Annotated in this window: 17 protein-coding genes; 9 read left to right on the top strand and 8 right to left on the bottom strand. The window is 64.6% G+C overall.

Annotated features, from left to right (window positions below):
- Positions 1-30 precede the first annotated feature (30 nt).
- Positions 31-441 carry a hypothetical protein gene (locus tag GVL61_RS11260; protein WP_200844751.1) on the top strand — a complete coding sequence of 137 codons (411 nt, stop codon included), beginning with the start codon at positions 31-33 and terminating at the stop codon, positions 439-441.
- Positions 442-476: 35 nt separating this feature from the next.
- On the opposite strand, the gene mnmA is transcribed toward GVL61_RS11260, so the two are convergent.
- Entirely contained in the window at positions 477-1,649 is a 1,173-nt protein-coding gene (gene mnmA, locus GVL61_RS11255; protein WP_159979974.1) for a tRNA 2-thiouridine(34) synthase MnmA, read from the bottom strand.
- A gap of 144 nt (positions 1,650-1,793) precedes the next feature.
- On the opposite strand from mnmA, the gene GVL61_RS11250 reads away from it, so the two are divergent.
- The 6 genes from GVL61_RS11250 (at position 1,794) to GVL61_RS11225 (ending at position 9,251) form a co-directional block, all read left to right on the top strand.
- Positions 1,794-2,141, top strand: a complete 348-nt coding sequence (locus GVL61_RS11250) for a hypothetical protein (protein ID WP_159979973.1) — start codon at positions 1,794-1,796, stop codon at positions 2,139-2,141.
- Between the two features lies 1 nt (position 2,142).
- On the top strand, positions 2,143-2,442 hold the full coding sequence (locus tag GVL61_RS11245) for a DUF1153 domain-containing protein (protein ID WP_159979971.1): 300 nt from the start codon (positions 2,143-2,145) through the stop codon (positions 2,440-2,442).
- Between the two features lie 295 nt (positions 2,443-2,737).
- Complete coding sequence (locus GVL61_RS11240) at positions 2,738-3,958, top strand: efflux RND transporter periplasmic adaptor subunit (RefSeq protein WP_159979969.1); 1,221 nt, start codon at positions 2,738-2,740, stop codon at positions 3,956-3,958.
- A 17-nt stretch (positions 3,959-3,975) separates the two neighbouring features.
- Positions 3,976-7,419: an efflux RND transporter permease subunit gene (locus tag GVL61_RS11235; protein ID WP_159979967.1), complete on the top strand. Its 3,444-nt coding sequence runs from the start codon at positions 3,976-3,978 to the stop codon at positions 7,417-7,419.
- An 81-nt stretch (positions 7,420-7,500) separates the two neighbouring features.
- On the top strand, positions 7,501-8,709 hold the full coding sequence (locus GVL61_RS11230; protein WP_159979965.1) for a DUF445 domain-containing protein: 1,209 nt from the start codon (positions 7,501-7,503) through the stop codon (positions 8,707-8,709).
- Between the two features lie 11 nt (positions 8,710-8,720).
- Positions 8,721-9,251 carry a GNAT family N-acetyltransferase gene (locus GVL61_RS11225; protein WP_159979963.1) on the top strand — a complete coding sequence of 177 codons (531 nt, stop codon included), beginning with the start codon at positions 8,721-8,723 and terminating at the stop codon, positions 9,249-9,251.
- A gap of 15 nt (positions 9,252-9,266) precedes the next feature.
- On the opposite strand, the gene GVL61_RS11220 is transcribed toward GVL61_RS11225, so the two are convergent.
- The 4 genes from GVL61_RS11220 to sucC all read right to left on the bottom strand — a co-directional run bounded on the left by GVL61_RS11220 (position 9,267) and on the right by sucC (position 13,375).
- Positions 9,267-10,160 (bottom strand): energy transducer TonB, encoded by an 894-nt coding sequence (locus tag GVL61_RS11220; protein WP_159979961.1) that lies wholly within the window; start codon positions 10,158-10,160, stop codon positions 9,267-9,269.
- 105 nt (positions 10,161-10,265) lie between these two features.
- Positions 10,266-11,195, bottom strand: coding sequence for an electron transfer flavoprotein subunit alpha/FixB family protein (locus GVL61_RS11215; protein ID WP_159979959.1), 930 nt, complete (start codon positions 11,193-11,195; stop codon positions 10,266-10,268).
- A complete protein-coding gene (locus GVL61_RS11210) occupies positions 11,195-11,941 on the bottom strand; it encodes an electron transfer flavoprotein subunit beta/FixA family protein (protein ID WP_159979957.1) in 747 nt (248 codons plus the stop codon). Before GVL61_RS11210 ends, GVL61_RS11215 begins: the two co-directional genes overlap by 1 nt.
- A gap of 234 nt (positions 11,942-12,175) precedes the next feature.
- The gene (gene sucC / locus GVL61_RS11205) at positions 12,176-13,375 is read right to left on the bottom strand and encodes an ADP-forming succinate--CoA ligase subunit beta (RefSeq protein WP_159979955.1); all 1,200 of its coding nucleotides are present in this window, start codon (positions 13,373-13,375) and stop codon (positions 12,176-12,178) included.
- Between the two features lie 200 nt (positions 13,376-13,575).
- On the opposite strand from sucC, the gene GVL61_RS11200 reads away from it, so the two are divergent.
- On the top strand, positions 13,576-14,370 hold the full coding sequence (locus GVL61_RS11200) for a 3'(2'),5'-bisphosphate nucleotidase CysQ (protein WP_159979953.1): 795 nt from the start codon (positions 13,576-13,578) through the stop codon (positions 14,368-14,370).
- A 4-nt stretch (positions 14,371-14,374) separates the two neighbouring features.
- Here GVL61_RS11200 and GVL61_RS11195 read toward each other — a convergent pair whose 3' ends face one another.
- Together GVL61_RS11195 and GVL61_RS11190 are read right to left on the bottom strand one after the other, a co-directional pair.
- Positions 14,375-15,907, bottom strand: coding sequence for a DUF1570 domain-containing protein (locus GVL61_RS11195; RefSeq protein WP_159979951.1), 1,533 nt, complete (start codon positions 15,905-15,907; stop codon positions 14,375-14,377).
- A 148-nt stretch (positions 15,908-16,055) separates the two neighbouring features.
- Positions 16,056-16,730 carry an OmpA family protein gene (locus GVL61_RS11190; protein ID WP_159979949.1) on the bottom strand — a complete coding sequence of 225 codons (675 nt, stop codon included), beginning with the start codon at positions 16,728-16,730 and terminating at the stop codon, positions 16,056-16,058.
- Between the two features lie 198 nt (positions 16,731-16,928).
- Here GVL61_RS11190 and GVL61_RS11185 point away from each other — a divergent pair, with 198 nt between their 5' ends.
- Positions 16,929-18,263, top strand: a complete 1,335-nt coding sequence (locus GVL61_RS11185) for a hemolysin family protein (RefSeq protein WP_159979947.1) — start codon at positions 16,929-16,931, stop codon at positions 18,261-18,263.
- Between the two features lie 207 nt (positions 18,264-18,470).
- Here the strand turns inward: GVL61_RS11185 and GVL61_RS11180 are convergent, their stop codons facing one another.
- On the bottom strand, positions 18,471-18,887 hold the full coding sequence (locus GVL61_RS11180; protein WP_159979945.1) for a DUF3035 domain-containing protein: 417 nt from the start codon (positions 18,885-18,887) through the stop codon (positions 18,471-18,473).
- Position 18,888 lies beyond the last annotated feature (1 nt).

Genomic DNA, 18,888 nt, shown 5'->3' with positions numbered 1-18,888 from the left:
CGCGCGGTGTGATGTGCGAGGCGCTGAAGAATGGCAACAGGCGGGAAATCCGCAGCGGGGGACAAGGTCGGCACCCCTGACCCTTGGGCCTCCCATCCGATCAGGCAGCCCTCGCGCTGGCGCCGCAACCTGATCGTGCTGGTGGTACTGGTTCTGGCCGGCTGGCTGACCTGGGCGTGGCAAGGCCTGCGCGAAGAAGCGCTGGTCGGCGCGGCTTACGGTGCGCGAGTGGGCTGTGTGTGCCGTTACGTCTCGAAGCGCCCGCTTGCCGCCTGCGAGGGGGACCTCAAGGTGGCGGGTCTGGGCGGCATCGCGCGCCGGGTTTCGCTTTCGGAAGATCCCGAAAAGCAGGCGATCACCGGTTCGGTGCCGCTGCTCGCCAGCCAGAGCGCCGATTTCCACGAGGCTCGCGGCTGCCAGTTGGAGCCGTGGCAGGACTGAGCGCTGCCCCCAACTCCCTCGTTACAAGTTCAGGGTCAGGCGGCCTCGGATGCGGACGCTGCGCTTTCGGTAGAATCGATCCAGCCGCCGCCGACCACGCGGTCACCAGCGTAGATCACTGCGGCCTGTCCGGGCGCGACGCCGTATTCCGGGTTCTCGAAACGGATCGTGACCTCGGCGCCCTCTCCTATCGGACCTTCCAGCGTGACCGGCACCGGCTTTGCCAGCGAGCGGACCTTGGCGGTCAGGGGTCCGTGGGGAAGCGGCCCGATTCGGTTAGTCTCCACCACCCGCGCCGAAGCGGTGGCGAGCAACCGGCGCGGGCCGACGCGCACACGGCGCGTCTCGGCCTCGATGCCGGTAACGTAGAGCGGCTCGGGCTGGCCGCCGATTTCCAGACCCCGGCGCTGGCCGACGGTGTAGTGGATCACGCCGCGATGGCTGCCCAGCACGGCGCCGGTCTCGGCATGGACGATCTCGCCCGGTGCCTCGCCTTCGGGGCGCACGGCGCGCACGATTTTGGCGTAGTCGCCGTCGGGCACGAAGCAGATATCCTGGCTGTCGGGCTTGGCGGCGTTCCTGAGGCCTGCCGCCTCGGCTATCCGGCGTGTTTCGCTCTTGGGCAGGCCGCCCAGCGGAAAGCGCAGGAAATCGAGCTGCGCCTCGGTGGTGCCGTAGAGGAAATAACTCTGGTCACGCGCGGGATCGAAGGCGCGGTGCAACTCGGCACCGGCCGGACCCATCTCACGCCGGACATAGTGCCCGGTGGCAAGGCAGTCCGCGCCCAGTTCGCGCGCCATCGCCAGCAGATCGGTGAATTTCGGCCCCATGTTGCAGCGGATGCACGGGATCGGGGTGCGGCCATTGAGATAATCATCAGCGAAACGCTCGACCACTTCCTCGCGAAAGGCGCTTTCGTGGTCGAAAACATAGTGGGCGATGCCGAGGCGATCGGCCACGGCCCGCGCGTCGCGGATATCGTCGCCAGCGCAGCACGCGCCCTTGCGGCCCGTCGCCGCGCCGTAGTCGTAAAGCTGGAGCGTGACGCCGATAACTTCGGCCCCGCTGGCAGCGGCAAGCGCGGCGACCACCGAACTGTCGACCCCGCCTGACATGGCGACGACGACCTTGCGCTGGGCAAGCGGGCCGGAAAGCTGGAACAGTTCAGCGGCATCAAGGCCGGAAAGAAGGTCAGGAAGCACAGTCATTGCCCGCGCCCCATACAGGCAAATGCCCCGATTTCCTACCTGCGCCGTGACGGTCCCGGATTCCCGCCCGCTCGGGCAATGGTGAACAGAGGGTAAAAGGCGCCTTTACGATCCCTTGACCAACCGTGGTCTATAGCAGGCGCCATGAACATCGCACGTAACCACTTAACCCCGAATACAGGGGATGCGCCGGGTCGCGCTGGTGACGAGTTCGTCGATCTCCAGTTTCCCGCCGATCTCAGCCATATAGACTGGCAGGCACTGCGTTCGCGCCTCTTCGCCTCGCGCGATACGCTTGCCGTGATGGCTGCAGATTCCGCCGCCTCAAGGCTTCATCTGCGAGGCAGCTTCGACGACTATGCCGCCACCAGACTGACCACTTACCAGGCATCGTTAAAGCCGGTTAACCTTGATGGTTCAAGCAATGGCAAGCCGGTAGATGGCACTAATAGCACTGTCGCCGACGTGAACGGTAACGGCGAGCGAGGGTGATATGATCGAGAACCAGAAAATCCGTCCGGCCCAGGTAATCGGCCCCCTCGGCGAACCGCTGACCATCGATTCCCTTCCGCCTGCCAACACCACGCGCTGGGTCGTGCGCCGCAAGGCGGAAGTCGTCGCGGCCGTCAACGGCGGCCTGTTGTCGATCGACGACGTGTGCGAACGCTATCAGCTCACGCTGGAAGAATTCGCTTCGTGGCAGCGCGCGGTTGATCGCTCGGGCATGCAGGGCCTCCGTGTGACCCGAATTCAACACTACCGCGATCTTTACGAGCGCCAGCAGAAGTACTGAACGCGCCTGATTAGTCCGGCAACAATCAAAAGACGACCGCGAACAGCGCTTCGCGGTCGTCTTTTTGCGTTATAGCGCAATAATATAACACCTTTCACCACACGCACCGCCATGAAGTCGTTCGTCGATGCAGGTCGACAGCGAATCGACTGAAGATTGCCTCGCTGTTTGCGCAGGTATATGAAACAAGCGGATTTGAGCCACGTCGGCAGCCTGCCCCTCAAGGGCGGGAAAGCCGTGTGGCGGGGGGAAAGCACGCCGCCCAGTACGCGCGTGTGGTGCTTGCGGTGATCAGATGAACTACGACAGCAAGATTGAGCCCGGCCGGATGACCACCGGGGAAGATGAAGCCTATGATGCGGGCCACAATCCGCTGACCGGCGACGCCGAACAGGATCGCCGCTCGCGCCGCTGGATCTGGCTCGGGGCGATCCTTGTGGTCGCGCTTGTCGTGGGCATCTGGTTCGTTGTCCATAACGGCGAAAAGGGCGCGGACGAAGCCGGCAAGGACGCCGCGCAGATTCCCGTGGTCACGGTCGTCGTTCCCGGCCGCTCGACCGTCGCCGGAGAGATCAGCGCCACCGGCTCGCTTGCCGCACGCCGGACCATGCCGGTCGGCTCGGTCGGCGAAGGCGGCGAAGTGCGCGAAATCCGCGTCGAAGCGGGCGATTGGGTCAAGCAGGGCCAGGTCCTCGCGGTGATCGATAGCTCGGTGCAGTCGCAGGCGGCAGCCAGCCAGTCCGCCCAGATTCAGGTCGCCGCAGCGGATGCGCGCATCGCCCAGTCCAACCTCGATCGCGGCCTCAAGCTCGTCGACCGCGGATTCATTTCCAAGGCGGACATCGACCAGCTGACCGCCACGCGCGATGCCGCCGCGGCGCGGGTCGGCGTTGCACGCGCCACGCTCGGCCAGCTGCGCGCCCAAAACGCGCGCCTCGACATCGTCGCTCCCGCCGCCGGCCTCGTCCTCGAACGTAATGTCGAGCTGGGGCAGGTTGTCGGTGGCGGCACCGGCGTGCTGTTCCGCCTCGCCAAGGGCGGCGAGATGGAACTGCTCGCCAACCTTTCCGAAGGCGACCTCTCTTCCCTGTCGGTAGGCGTTGCGGCCAAGGTGACGCCGGTAGGATCGGGTGAGACCTTCACCGGCCAGGTCTGGCAGCTGTCCCCGGTGATCGACACCACCACCCGCCAGGGCACCGCGCGCATTGCCCTTCCCTACGATGCCGCGCTGCGGCCCGGCGGCTTTGCCAGCGCCGTGATCGCAAGCGGCGCGGTAGTGGCGCCGATGCTGCCCGAATCCGCGATCCAGAGCGATGCCAAGGGTTCGTTCGTCTACGTCGTCGACGATGCCGGCAAAGTCCATCGCCGCCCGGTCAAGACCGGACTGGTCACCGCCAACGGCATCACCGTCCCGTCCGGGCTGACCGGCACCGAAAAGATCGTGCTGCGCGCCGGCGGGTTCCTCAACGACGGGGACAAGGTCAAGACCCGGCTCGTTTCCGCCACCGGCAAGTAACGGACGGAAACTCAGCCATGCGTAACATGTCGGCCTGGTCGATCCGCAATCCGATCATTCCCATCGTCTTCTTCATCGGCTTGATGATCGCGGGCATCGTCTCGTTCAATCGGATGGACGTGAACAACATGCCGGACATCGAGTTCCCCGGCGTTCACGTCGGGGTCTCGCAGCCGGGCGCCGCCCCGACCGAGATCGAGACTCAGATCACCCAGATCGTCGAGGGCGCGGTTCGCTCCATCCCCGGCGTCGAGGAAATCCAGTCGACCGCGTCCGAAGGGCGCTCGACCACCATCGTGTTCTTCTCGGTCGGCACCAATGCCGACGTCGCGACCCAACAGGTCAAGAACGCAGTCGATCAGGTCCGCGGCGAACTGCCCGACGGCATCCTTGAACCGCAGGTCTCGAAGATCGAGGCCGGCGGCGGCGGCAGTCTCGCCTACTTCGCGGTCGCGGCCGACGACATGACGATCGAGCAGCTCAGCTGGTTCGTCGACGACACCATCTCCAAGTCGCTGCTCTCGGTCCCGGGCATGGCCACGGTAAGCCGTGACGGCGGGGTCAACCGCGAGATCCGCGTCGTGGTCGACCCGGCCCGGATGATCTCGCTGGGCGTGAGCGCGAACGACCTCAACAACGTGCTGCGCCAGGTCAACGTCGACGCAGCGGGCGGCCAGGCGGAAATCGCCGGATCGCGCCAGTCGGTCCGCGTGCTCGGCAACGCGCAGGATGCCTATGCCCTCTCGCAGACCCGCATCAACCTGGGCGGCGGCCGCCAGATCAAGCTGGCCGACATCGCCAGCGTCTCGGACGGCTATTCCGACCGTACCGACGTCGCCCGCGTTGGCGGCCGCGAAGTCGTCACCTTCGGGTTCGAGCGCGCGCGCGGCGCTTCCGACGTTGCGGTCTACGATGAGGCCGAGAAGAAGCTCGACGTAATCCGCAAGGCCCACCCCGACATTCACATCACCCGGCTATTCAGTCAGGTGACCTATACGCGCGGGCAGTACACCAGCTCGATGGAGGCCTTGGTCGAAGGCGCAGTGCTGGCGATCGTGATCGTCTACCTGTTCCTGCGCGACTGGCGCGCGACGATGATCTCGGCGCTGGCCATCCCGCTTTCGGCGATCCCGACCTTCTGGTTCATGGACATGCTCGGCTTCTCGCTGAACTTCCTCTCGCTGCTGGCCCTCAGCCTTGTCGCGGGGGTGCTAGTCGACGATGCCATTGTCGAAATCGAAAATATCGTGCGCCATATGCGCATGGGCAAATCCGCCTACCAGGCTTCGATCGACGCCGCCGACGAGATCGGCCTCGCCGTTGTCGCGACGACATTCTCGATCGTCGCGGTGTTCCTGCCGGTGGGCCTGATGCCGGGTATCCCCGGCCAGTTCTTCAAGGCTTTCGGCCTCACCGTCGTCGCGGCGGTGCTGATGAGCCTCGCCGTCGCGCGTATCATCACCCCGATGGTCGCCGCCTATTTCCTCAAGTCGCACGGCCATGCCGAACATGGCGGCGGCAAGGCGATGGACTTCTACATGAAGGTCCTCGCCTGGACGCTCGACAGCCGTGAGGCGCACCGCCGCAAGGCAGCGCTGGTGCCGCAGCCGCATGCATGGTGGTATGTAGTCATAGCGACGCTGGCCTTCGCCCTGCTCATCGGGTCGGGCCTCGGCCTTGCCGCCTTGCTGTTCACGGCCCTGCAGGGGGGGCTGACCAAGATCGGCCTCGCCAAGGCGGCCTTCGTGCTCGCTGCCGTCCTCGCTCCGCTCGGCATTCCTGCGGCGATCTGGGCGCTGGGCTGGTTGTTTCGCCGTGTTGCCGGTGTGCTGGGCGCACTGGGCCGGTGGTATCGCTACTTCACCGACCGCGTGATCGCGCGTATGCACGACCATCGCTTCTACGCCTTCTGCGCCAGCATCTATGCGCTGGTGGTGACCTTTGCGCTGCTCGCCGGCCTGCCCCAGCAGTTCCAGCCGAACACCAACGACGACACCAGCCAGGTCAAGATCGAGATGGTGCCGGGCACCACCCTCGAACAGAGCGAGGAAGTCGCCGGCCGCGTCACGAAACTGCTCGAAAAGCAGCCCGAGGTCGAGCGCGTGCTCGAGTTTTCCGGCGAAGGCTCGGCGAACCTGCACATCGCGCTCAAGCCTGCCAATGAGCGTAAAGCCACCAGCATCGAGTTCGAGCGCCGCCTTGCCCCCACGCTTCAGGGCATTGCCGATGCACGCGTCACTTTCGCCACCCAGTCTGGCGGGTTCGGCAGCGGGCGCGACATTTCGGTCATGCTCTCGGGCAGCGATTCGGAATTGCTCAACAAGACCGCGCAGACGCTGGTCGAGCAGATGCGCGCTATTCCCGGCATCGTCGCCCCGCGCATCGCCGCCGACCTTCAGCGCCCCGAACTGGTCATCGTCCCCCGCCTCGACCTGGCCGCGCAGCTTGGCGTGACCACCGGAGCGCTGAGCCAGACGATCCGCATCGCCACCATGGGCGAGATCGACCAGAACACCGCCAAGTTCTCGCTCTCGGATCGCCAGATTCCGATCCGGGTGATCCTCGATCGTACTTCGCGCCGCGAATTCTCGACGATCGAGAACCTGCCGGTTGCCACCGCCAGCGGCGGCTCGGTGCCGCTCAGCCGCGTCGCCGAAATCCGCTTCGGCGCCGGCCCGACGCAGATCCAGCGCTACAACCAGTCGCGCCGCATCTTCGTGGGCGCAGACCTGGGCCAAGGGCAGATCAAGGGCCCGGCCATGGCCGCGATCCAGCAATTGCCGATCATGAAAAACCTCCCCGCCGGCGTCTCCAATGCGCCCGTGGGTGAGGACAAGTGGCAGGCAGAGATGATCACCAACTTCATCATCGCGGTGGTCAGCGGCATCTTCCTCGTCTTTGCGGTGCTGGTGCTGCTCTACAAGCGCTTCGTGTCGCCACTGGTGAACATGGCCTCGCTGCTGCTCGCTCCGCTGGGCGGCATGCTGGCCCTGACCGCGTGGGGTCAGCCGATCTCGATGCCCGTCTACATCGGCATCCTGATGCTGCTGGGCATCGTCGCCAAGAACTCCATCCTGCTGATCGACTTCGCGATCGAGGAGATGGCCAAGGGCGTCGACAAGCTCACCGCGATCATGGACGCAGGCCACAAGCGCGCCCAGCCGATCGTCATGACCACCGTGGCGATGACCGCCGGCATGATCCCGACCGCCCTCTCCCTTTCGGGCGACGGGGCGTTCCGCGCGCCGATGGGCGTCACCGTGATCGGGGGGCTGGTGCTCTCCACCCTGCTCACCCTCGTCATCGTGCCGGCAGCCTTCAGCCTCGCCGATGGTTTCGAAAAAAGGGTCGGACCGAAGCTGCGCAAGTCGCTGCTGACGTACGATCCGAACGAACACGGGCCCAAGGGCCATGCGCAGGCCCATACCGGGGACGTTCACCAACCGCACCCGGCCGAATAGGAAGAACGCACATTGCCGCCAGCCCGGCGTAGTTCAGCAAGCCTCGCATCGAAGGGCAGCCAGCAGGACCGGGCGCAGCGCATGCGCCTGTTCGCCACAGGCCTGTTGCTGGCGATGGCGGTCGCCTTCATCGTGCTGCGGCGCTTCGGCGGCGAACACCCCGGCTGGGGCTATGCTATCGCTTTCACCGAAGCGGCCATGGTCGGCGGTCTGGCAGACTGGTTCGCGGTCACCGCACTGTTCCGCCGCCCGCTCGGCCTGCCGATCCCGCACACCGCGATCATTCCCGAGAACAAGAACCGCATCGCTGATTCGATGGCGGCGTTCCTGCGCGACAACTTCCTCACCCCACAGGTCGTCGCCCGCCGGGTGAACACCTTCAACTTCGCCAGCGCTGCGGGCGGATTTCTGTCCGACCCCGGCCGGGGCGGCGAATCGCGCCTGCGCGCGGGCGCCGCCAACCTTGTTGCCGACGTGCTCGAATCGCTCGACCCCGAACGGCTTGGCAATCAGGTGCGCGCCGGCATGGCCCGCCAGCTGGAGCGGGTGGAGATTGCCCCCCTGCTCGGCCAGATGCTCTCGGCCACGATCGCGGACCGCCGCCACCTGCCCCTGCTCGAAGGCTCGATCCGCTGGGCAGGCGAGGCGCTGGAGGCCAACGAGGAGCTGGTGCGCACCATGATCCGCGAACGCGCGCACAGCCTGCTGCGCCTCACCGGCCTCGACAGCCGCATCGCCAATTCAGTGCTGGACGGCCTCTACAAGCTGCTGGCCGAAATGATCGTCCAACCCGATCACCCGCTCAAGGCGAAGGTCGAGCAGATGCTGCAGGGCCTTGCCCACGACCTGCAACACGATGAGGCCCTGCGCGCCCGCGTCGAGAACGCCAAGCGCGAGCTTATCGGCAACCCGGCGGTAAGCCGGTGGTGGCAGGGCGTATGGGAGCGCCTGCGCCACCAGCTCATCGCCGCCGCGCGCGATCCGCACACGGCGCTGGGTGGGCAGCTGACGACGATGCTGGGCGAACTGGGCAGCGCTCTGCGCGACGACCCGCGCCTGCAGAGCCAGATCAACCGCTTCGCGCGGCGCACCCTGGTGGGCGTCACCGCCCGCTACGGTGACGAAATCGTCCACCTTGTCTCCGAGACCGTGAAGCGCTGGGACGCCCGCACCGTGAGCGACCGCATCGAAGGCGCAGTAGGCCGTGACCTTCAGTTCATCCGAATCAACGGCACCCTGGTCGGCGGACTCTTCGGGGTCTGTATCCACGCCGTGGACCAATTTCTGTGAGCGAAAAGCCGATGCTGACAACGCAGCGTTTCGAATTGCACCGTCCAGTCGCAAGCGACCTCCCCGACCTGTGCCGACTGATCGCGGACGAGGAAACGCGCCGCTTCCTGGGCCCTGCCGACCCTGCCCCCCAGCCTCAGTTCGAACGCCTCCTACGCAACGCTGGGTCCTGGGCGTTATATGGCTACGGTAGCTTCATGGTGCGCCTGCCCGGCAAACCGGATATCATCGCCACCTGCGGCGTATTCCACTCCCTACGCGGCTTCGGGGAGGCTGTGGGAATGGATGATGTGCCGGAGGCAGGCTGGATCGTGCGCCCCGATTGGTGCGGCAAGGGTGTCGCACGCGAAGCCATGGAAGCCGCCCTCACCTGGTTCAACACAGAACACGGCCCCCGCCGCGTCGCCTGCATGATCGAGGACGGCAACACAGCATCTCAGCGGCTCGCTGCCCGTCTCGGCTTCGCGCATTATGCCGCTCATGAGGTCGCCGACGGCCCCGTTCCAGTGGTCCTGGGATTGTATGAACGTCTGAGGCCCTGACGCGGGCCCAACCGTTCAGCCCATCTTGTACAGGATCGTCGCCGTATAATAGGAATCGATAGGCTGCCCGCTCTCGTCGAGCGCAGGCTGGAAGCGCGCCTCCTTGAGAACGATGCCGCAGGCGCGGACCTTGAAATCCGTGTTGGCGAAAGCCTGCGCAGTATCGCAGCGCGTCGCCGCGCCGGTCTTGTCGACCACGATCTGCATGTTCACGCGCGCTTCCCGGCCCTGTAACATGAGTTCGGCCGGATATATCCGCTGGATGTGCTCGATCCAGGAAACATCGCCCACCCTTACCCGGCGGGTCAGCTTGGACTGTGCCACCGGATCAAGGCCCCACCCGGTGACCAGACCATCGGTGCACTGACGTACAGTCGCCAGCACCTTCGCCATAGGGCCGGTTTTAAGAATAAAACGCTGGCGGGACGTTGCGATCGAGATGGTGTCGATCTGGGCCTCGACAGCCGGATCAATCGCTGCCGGCCGAATGTCGTCCTCCTCCTCAAATTCCGTTTTCTCTTGCGGAGGTGCGGTCATCGAAAGCGTGTTGGAGAAGATCACGGCTACACCGTAGTCGTCGTTCTTGCCCATCTGGTGCGAACGGACCGGCAGCGGTTCTCCCCCTCCGTAGGCGATAGTGAACTTGCCAGCGGTCTGCAGAATTTTGGCCGGCGCGCCAGACAGCGTGATTTCGAAATGATAGCCCGGCCCATAAGTGCGCATACCCAGCAGGACAGGCTTGTCATCGGTGCCGAACTTGCGCGCTAGCAGGCAGCTTTTCTCGCCCGCGTCGACGAGCCAGTTCGACGCTTTCGGCAGCGTCGTTTCCTTGGTCTTCGCCTGGACGGGCGAAGCCGCAGCCGTCAGCCCGCCAAAAACAAAAAACGCGAGAAAGTACCGATGGATCACGTCTGCCCTGCCCCTTCACTTCGGCGCGCCCGTAAACGCCGACCATACAAAATAACCCCCGGACTCGCATCCGGGGGTTAAATCTTTGTGGCGGCGAGGAAAAGCTCAAAGCTTGCCGGTCAGCTCCGGCACTGCAGTGAACAGGTCCGCGACGAGGCCGATATCGGCGACCTGGAAGATCGGGGCGTCCTCGTCCTTGTTGATGGCGATGATGGTTTTCGAATCCTTCATGCCCGCAAGGTGCTGGATCGCGCCCGAGATGCCGACCGCGATGTAGACTTCCGGTGCGACGATCTTGCCGGTCTGACCGACCTGATAGTCGTTCGGCACGTAGCCCGCATCGACCGCAGCACGTGAAGCACCAACGGCAGCGCCGAGCTTGTCAGCGAGCGGCATGATCACCTGCTCGAACGTCTCCGAATCCTTCAGCGCGCGGCCGCCGGAAACGATGATCTTGGCGCTGGTCAGCTCCGGTCGCTCGGACTTGGCAAGCTCTGCGCCCACAAAGCTCGAAAGGCCTGCATCGCCGGCGCCTGCAACGTCCTCGACGACGCCCGAACCGCCGGTGGCCTCAGCCTTGGCGAAGGCAGTGCCGCGCACGGTGATCACCAGCTTGGCATCGCTCGATTCCACGGTGGCGATGGCGTTGCCGGCGTAGATCGGACGCGTGAAGGTCTTCTCGCCCTCGACCGAGAGGATGTCCGAGATCTGCATCACGTCGAGCAAAGCAGCAACGCGCGGCGCGATGTTCTTGCCGGTGGTGGTGGCGGGCACCACGAAGGCATCGTGATGGTCCATCAGCTCGGCGACGAGCGGGGCGACGTTTTCGGCCAGGCCATGCTCGTAAGCGGCGTTGTCGGCGAGGTGGACCTTGCCCACGCCGGCGATCTGCGCAGCGGCATCGGCTACGGCGCGGCAGCCGGAACCGGCGACCAGCAGATGCACTTCGCCCAGCTTTGCAGCGGCGGTGACGACGGCGAGGGTGGCGTCCTTGACGACAGCATTGTCGTGCTCAACCCAAACAAGAGTCTTCATCAGGCTACTCCCATTTCCTTGAGCTTCGCGACGAGCGCGTCGACGTCAGCGATCTTGATACCTGCGGAACGCACCGGCGGCTCGGAAACCTTGAGGGTCTTGAGGCGCGGCGTGATGTCGACGCCGTAATCGGCGGGGCTCTTGGTATCGAGCTGCTTCTTCTTTGCCTTCATGATGTTGGGCAGCGAAGCGTAGCGCGGCTCGTTGAGGCGCAGGTCGGTGGTGACGATGGCGGGAAGCGACAGCTTCACCGTCTCCAGACCGCCGTCGACTTCGCGGGTGACGGCAACCGAATCGCCGTCAATCTCGACCTTGCTGGCGAACGTGCCCTGTGGGCGGCCGAGCAGCGCGGCGAGCATCTGGCCGGTCTGGTTCGAATCGTCGTCGATCGCCTGCTTGCCCAGGATCACCAGGCCGGGGTTCTCTTCACCCACGACAGCCTTGAGGATCTTGGCGACGGCCAATGGCTCAACCTCGGCGTCCGTCTCGACCAGGATCGCCCGGTCGGCGCCCATGGCAAGCGCGGTGCGCAGCGTTTCGGCAGCCTTTGCCGGCCCGACCGAGATCGCGATGATCTCTTCGGCCTTGCCCGCTTCCTTGAGACGAATGGCTTCTTCCACCGCGATCTCGTCGAACGGGTTCATGCTCATCTTGACGTTGGCAAGGTCAACACCCGTGCCGTCGGCTTTGACCCGCGGCTTCACGTTATAGTCGATCACCCGCTTTACGGGCACGAGGATCTTCATGCGATCTGTCCTCTCACTGCTGGGACGGCAAAATTTAACCGCGCGATTAAATTGGTGCGCGAGCTATCGCGTTCCTAGTCCGCCGCGTCAAGCCCCACTAAACGCTAAGAGCTTGGACGGCAGATAGCTGAACTACACATGCAGAAACGGCGGGGGTCGCGAAACCCCCGCCGTCTCAATATCCGTCATGTGATCGCGCGCACGACATTTGTCGTTCGCGTGAACGCCGGCCTATCAGGCCACGTTCTTCACTTCGGCAACGATCTTGCGGGCGGCGTCGCCCAGGTCGTTGGCAGCGACGATCGGCAGGCCCGAACCGGCCAGGATGTCCTTGCCCTGCTGGACGTTGGTGCCTTCGAGGCGAACCACCAGCGGAACCTGCAGGTTCACTTCCTTTGCTGCGGCAACGATGCCCTCGGCGATGACGTCGCACTTCATGATGCCGCCGAAGATGTTCACGAGGATGCCCTTTACGGCGGGATCCGCGAGAATGATCTTGAACGCCGCAGTCACCTTCTCCTTGTTGGCGCCGCCGCCAACGTCGAGGAAGTTGGCCGGGAACATGCCGTTGAGCTTGATGATGTCCATCGTCGCCATGGCAAGGCCCGCGCCATTGACCATGCAGCCGATGTCGCCATCGAGCTTGATGTAGGCCAGGTCGTACTTCGAGGCTTCGACTTCCGCGGGGTCTTCTTCGGTCTCGTCGCGCAGCGCCATCACGTCGGGGTGACGGTACAGGGCGTTCGAATCGAAGCTCATCTTGGTGTCGAGGACCAGCAGGTTGCCGTCCTTCGTCTCAACCAGCGGGTTGATTTCCAGCATGTCGCAATCGAGGGCGACGAACGCCTCGTAAAGCTGCTTGGCGATCTTCTGCGCCTGCTTGGCGAGATCACCCGACAGCTTGAGCGCGAAAGCAACGGCGCGGCCGTGGTGAGCCTGGAAGCCGGTCGCGGTGTCGACGGTGATGGTGCTGATGCGCTCGGGGGTCGAGTGGGCGACCTCTTCGATGTCCATGCCGCCTTCGGTCGACACGATCATGGCGACGCGGCTGGTCGAACGGTCCACGACCATCGAGAGGTAGTATTCCTTCTCGATGTCGACGCCGTCGGTCACGTAGAGGCGGTTCACCTGCTTGCCGGCATCACCCGTCTGGATGGTGACGAGGGTGTTGCCGAGCATTTCCTTGGCGAAAGCCTCGACTTCCTCGATCGACTTGGCGAGGCGCACGCCGCCCTTGGCGTCGGCGGGAAGTTCCGTGAACTTGCCCTTGCCGCGTCCGCCGGCATGGATCTGCGCCTTCACGACGTAGAGCGGCCCGGGGAGCTGCTTGGCGGCGGCAACCGCTTCCTCTACGGTCAGCGCGGCGATGCCGGCGGGGATACCCACGCCATACTTCGCGAGCAGTTCCTTGGCCTGATATTCGTGAATGTTCATCGCTCAAATCGCTTTCTGCTGGAGGTTCCTTGGGAAGGCGCCGTAGCCATAGTTATGCCCCGCCGCATAAGCACATCCCCGCTGGCTTGAAAAGTCCCGTAGCCTGCGCAAATTCATAGGTGAGAACGATTTGTTCGGACCCAATTGATAAGAAGACGCAATAGCAATGCTAGAACGAATGCAGCAACGAAAGTCGGCAGATGATTGACCGGGAGAGACTGGAAGCCATCGTCCGAGAGGCCGGACGCATCGCGCTGGCGGGCTGGCCGGGTGATGGTCACAGCCTCGAATCGTGGGAAAAGACCCCCGGCAGTCCGGTTTGCACAGCCGATCTGGAGGTCGATGGCTTCCTCAAGGCGGAATTGCACAAACTGTTACCGGCGGCAGGATGGCTTTCCGAAGAGACGACCGACAGCCTCGAACGCCAGAACCATGAACTGGTCTGGCTGGTCGACCCGATCGACGGGACTCGCGACTTCATCCGGGGTCGCACGGGCTGGGCGATCTCGGTGGCCCTCGTCAACACGCGGCGTCCGCTGCTGGGCTATCTCTATGCTCCGGTGCGCCAGCGCGAGGATGGCGGCGAGTTCTGGTTCGCGGAAGCGGGCAAAGGCGCCTGGCGCAACGGCAAGCGGCTTGTCGCCAGTCACCGCGATTCGCTGGCCGGTTCGCGCGTGCCCGCGCTGAAGCTGGCAGCGGAAGACGCCGACCTCACCCTTGTCGACCAGCCCAATTCCATTGCGCTGCGCATGGCGATGATCGCCGCCGACGAGGCGGACCTGCTGGTCACCCTGCGCTGGGGCTATGAATGGGACATCGCCGCCGCCGGCCTGATCGCGCGCGAGGCAGGTGCAGTGGTGACCGACGCATTCGGCCAGCCGCTCAACTACAACAAGCACGACCCGCGCGCGTTCGGGGTGATGGTCGCCTCGACCGGCATTCATGAAGCGGCGGTGGAACGTCTTGCGGAACGAGCGGTACGCTACTCCGCCTAGGGCTTCATTCGGAAACGGCCTCGCTGCCTTCTTCCGATGCATCCCCCTCACCCTTCCAGGCCGGGTCCTTGTCCATCCGGTCGATCATCTTGCGCGCGAAGTCGCTCATACTGCCGCCGTGCGGGTTGTAGGCCACGGGCAGCAGCACGGTGCGTGCATCGTCCCGCCGACCGAGGCGTACCAGCGCATGGCCCAGGGTCATACGCAGCCCGAGATCGAACGGGGCCAGTTGCATCGCGCGAATCAACCCATCAAGCGCCAGCGTCGAGGGCTTCTCGCCTTGCTCCTCGAAGCTTCGGTAGAAGTATATCAGCGGCAGCGGATGGTCGTTTTCGATCCGGTTGAGGGCGATGAATGGCGCGCGCGCCGCCTTGTAGGCCGCCGCGATATCATCGGCCTCAGGCGCGATGCGGAACAGCGCCAGACCTTTTTCGACATAGGCGTCGACCTGTCTGGAATCGAGCGCCAATGCCGCATCGGCAGCGGCGATCGCCTCCTTGTCGTTGCCGGCATCATATTCGGATTCTGCCAGAGCAGAAAGTACGGCGGCGTCGCCCGGATAGCGCGCCGCGACGGTGCGGGCCTCGGCCACCAGCGTCGGCGCTTCCTCGGGCGAGGTGCCGCGCTTCGAGCGTATCCGCACCGGCATCATTGCCGCTTCCCCGGCCGAAAGCGCCCGGATGCTGATCGCGCCGATCGGCACTTTATCCGCCGTCAGCTTGAGCGCCGACATCCGGTTCTTGGCCAAGTACTTGCCTATGTCCTTTTCGAGCGCGTCGAAATCCCCGAACGCCTCCAGCGCGGCCTCGCGCTGGCCTTTGCCATCCTGCAGCAGCGCGAGATAGCGCGCGAGCTGGCCGCTGCGTGCGGCGTCAAACGTCAGATAGTGATAGAGCAACCAGCTTTTGCCGTAGAAGGCGTCGTACGTGGCGCCCTTGTGCTTGTCGTATTCGGTGGGGTCGAGCAGGTCGGCGGCCTTCACGTCCTTGGCAAAGTATAACTCGCCCGCGCGATGCTGCGCAGGGCGGCCCAGCCATACCCCACCATCCGCCTCGAACTTGGCCGAGGCAAAGAATTCGGCGGCACCTTCGCTGAACCAGCGCGGCATCGGCATCGAATTAGACGAGATCAGGAAGTGATGGGCATATTCGTGCAGCAGCACGACCATCGACATCGTGACCGCGCCATTGCCCGAATCGACCTTCGGTACGATCGCCAGCGAGCCGCCGGCGCGCGGCACGTAAAAGCCTCCGAGAAACTTGTTATCGCCGCCGTGCAGGGCCTGCACCTCGCGCATGTTGCGCACGACATAGACAGTCACCCGGCTCGAGGGGCTGGGCACCGGTGCCTGCGAAGCCAACAACAGCGCCATGCCTGCGTGATACCGTTCGAGCTGCTGCGAGAAGCGGGTGATGTCGCGCTCGCTATCGTCGGCGTAGATGACGAAGTGTTCGCTCGACGCTTCCAGCCATGCCGCATGGGCGAGGCCCGGCCACAGGAATACGGACAGCGCCGCCGCCAAAATCTTGAATCGCATCAGGTCCCCCGAACCCCGTCTACCTGTCAGGCTAAGCAGTCGGCATGACAATTCAAGGTGTTATCACCTCGGTATTCGACGAAAAAAAGGCCGGCGCTTTGCAGCACCGGCCCCTTCCCTGATCCCGTATTCCTTGCGGAAGACGATATTACTTGGCGCTGGAGGCGTCGTCCGTCGTCACCGGCGTGATCTTGATCTCAACCCGGCGGTTGAGTGCGCGGCCTTCGGCAGTGGTATTGTCGGACACCGGATAGTTCATACCCATGCCCTGCGTCTGGATGCGCGACGAGGAAACCCCGCGGCTGATCAGATAGCGGCCCACCGAATCAGCGCGGCGCTTGGACAGGTCCATGTTGTGCGCGGCCGAGCCGGTCGAATCGGTGTGGCCGTACACGTCGACGAGGCTGTTGGGATACTGGATCATCGACTGCGCGACCTTGTCGAGCGAAGCCTGGAACGAGGGGCTGATAACCGTCGAATCGACCGCGAAGGTCACGTCGGGCAGGTTCACAAGGATGCCGTCGCCCTGCTGGGTGACGTCGATGCCCGAACCTGCGGTCTGCTCCTTCAGTTCCTTGATCTGCTTGTCCATCTGGTAGCCCACGACGCCGCCGGCCACGCCGCCGATGCCCGCACCGACGATGCGTGCGGTCTTGCCGCCGATCACGCTGCCCAGCAGATAGCCAAGGCCAGCGCCCCCCGCGCCGCCGATCGCGGTGCGTGAAACCTTGCGCTCACCGGTGTTGGGATCGGTGACGCAGGCCGAAACGGTAACCAGCGCGAACACCGCAGCAACCGATGTAATCAGGCGCGAATTCTTCATAATATTGCCCTCCTCTATGTGCCTTCAGGCATGCCCTACGGGCTTCTGTGTGCGGTAGTGATCATGAATGGCAAATGGATAATCCCCGCTCAACCCACTTCCCGCGCGTGTGTTCCCGAGTCACGGTCGATTGCAAAGCGTTGCGCTGCATCATGAGCCCTTCGCGAATGCCGTAATCTCTGCTAGCGATGGCGCATTGTGACGCCCTTTCCCTGGACTGACCTCCTCATCATCGCCGGCCTGATCCTGATCAATGGCCTGTTCTCGATGTCCGAACTGGCCATCGTCTCCGCGCGCGCAGCACGCCTACGGGCCATGGCCGAAAAGGGAAGTCGTGCGGCGAAAACCGCGCTGGACCTTGCCGCCGACCCGGGCCGCTTCCTTTCCACCGTGCAGATCGGCATCACCCTCATCGGCATCATCGCCGGTGCCTATTCGGGCTCCAGCCTGGGCGGCCCGGTGGGTGAACGGCTGACCGCGATGGGCCTGCCCGTGCGGTTCTCCGGAGAGGCCGGCTTTGCGCTGGTCATCATCGCCACGACTTATGCCAGCGTCGTGGTGGGCGAACTGGTGCCCAAGCAACTGGCCTTGCGCATGGCGGAACCGGTCGCTCTGATAATGGCCCGCCCGATGAGCCTGCTGGCAAGCATCATGGGTCCGTTCGTCTGGCTGCTGGACCGCTCTTCGGCGGTGATCCTTCGCCTCTTCTCGATCCGGCGCGGCGACGGCGAACAGCTGACCGCCGAGGAACTGCACATGATCTTCGCCGAGGCCACCCGTTCCGGCGTGATCGAGGAAGAAGAGCGCGCGATGATGACCGGCGTCATGCGCCTCGCCGAACGTCCCGTTCGCGAGCTGATGACCCCGCGCAACCAGATCGACTGGATCGACGTCGACGCCGACGAAGCCCAGCTGCGCGCCCGGATCGAGGCATCGCCGCACTCGCTGCTGCCGGTCGCGGGCGACGGTTCCGCCGACAACGTGATCGGTATTCTCAAGGTGCGCGAAGTGCTGGCCTGCTGGGTGGCCGGCCGCCCGGTCGACGTGCGCGCGATGATGCGCAAGGCCGAGGTCATCCCCGACCAGCTCGACGCCATGGACGCCCTGCGCAAGCTGCAGACCGCCGAAGTGGCGATGGCCGTGGTGCACGACGAATACGGCCATTTGGAAGGCCTCGTCACGCCTTCCGACATGCTGGCGGCTCTGGCGGGCAATTTCGTCGCGCATCAGGATGAGGGCGACGAGCCTATGATCGTCCTGCGCGAAAACGGTTCGCTGCTGGTTTCCGGCGCAATGCCCGCCGATGCGCTGGCCGACCGCCTGGCCATTACCCTGCCCGACGACCGCGAATTCGCGACGCTGGCGGGCTACGTGCTGGCCGTGCTCAAGAAGGTCCCGCGCGAAGGAGAACACTTCGTCGAGCAGGGGTGGCGCTTCGAGGTCATCGACATGGACGGCCTCAAGATCGACAAGATCCTGGTGAGCGAACTGGCCGACGAGGATGCCGACGACGGGGTTTCCGGCGACGGTTGACGCATACAGGGTCCTGCGGCGCGAGCTGCGGGGCCTTCGACCGGCTCAGTCTGAGCGGGTCGCAGAGTCACTTTCACACACCCTCGGCCAGATCACAGCAACGTTATTCCCGCTCGGCCTGAGCCTGTCGAAGGCTCCTGCCCCGACCCCAAAGAAAAAGGCCGGACTTTCGCCCGGCCTCTTTTTCCGTTCTGCAAACCCGAAGGTTCAGGTGCCGACGGCGGTCTGCGCATCGCGGCCATCGCCTTCCGGCGCGGCGAGAATTGCACGGGTGACCTGGCCCTTGGCGACGGCGTAAGTGCCCGGATCGCCCACGGTGGAGCGGATCGCCGGGTCCGACGTGCCGGCCAGAGCGAGCGCCGATTTCTCGATGTCGCTTCGCGCCTGCGGACCGCCGAACAGCGCGTCGAGCGTCTGCTGCTGGAGCGAATCGTCGGCGGGGCGGGGCTGGCCTTCCTTGGGCGGGCTCAGCGAGAAGTCTGGCGGCACGACCAGCGGAGTCTGGCGCTGCACCGCGAACTCGTCAGGTCCGGCCCGGTTGAACAGGCCGGTGCTGCCGCAAGCCGACAACAGGACGGCGCCGGTCGCGACGAGGACGAAGGCACCGGTTTTCTTCATGCGCATC

Origin of the sequence: Novosphingobium sp. 18050 (assembly GCF_902706195.1) — a bacterium.
Classification (GTDB): Bacteria; Pseudomonadota; Alphaproteobacteria; order Sphingomonadales; family Sphingomonadaceae; genus Novosphingobium.
The sequence above is the reverse complement of the archived record's forward strand: the minus strand, read 5'-3'. Positions and strand labels throughout refer to the sequence as shown.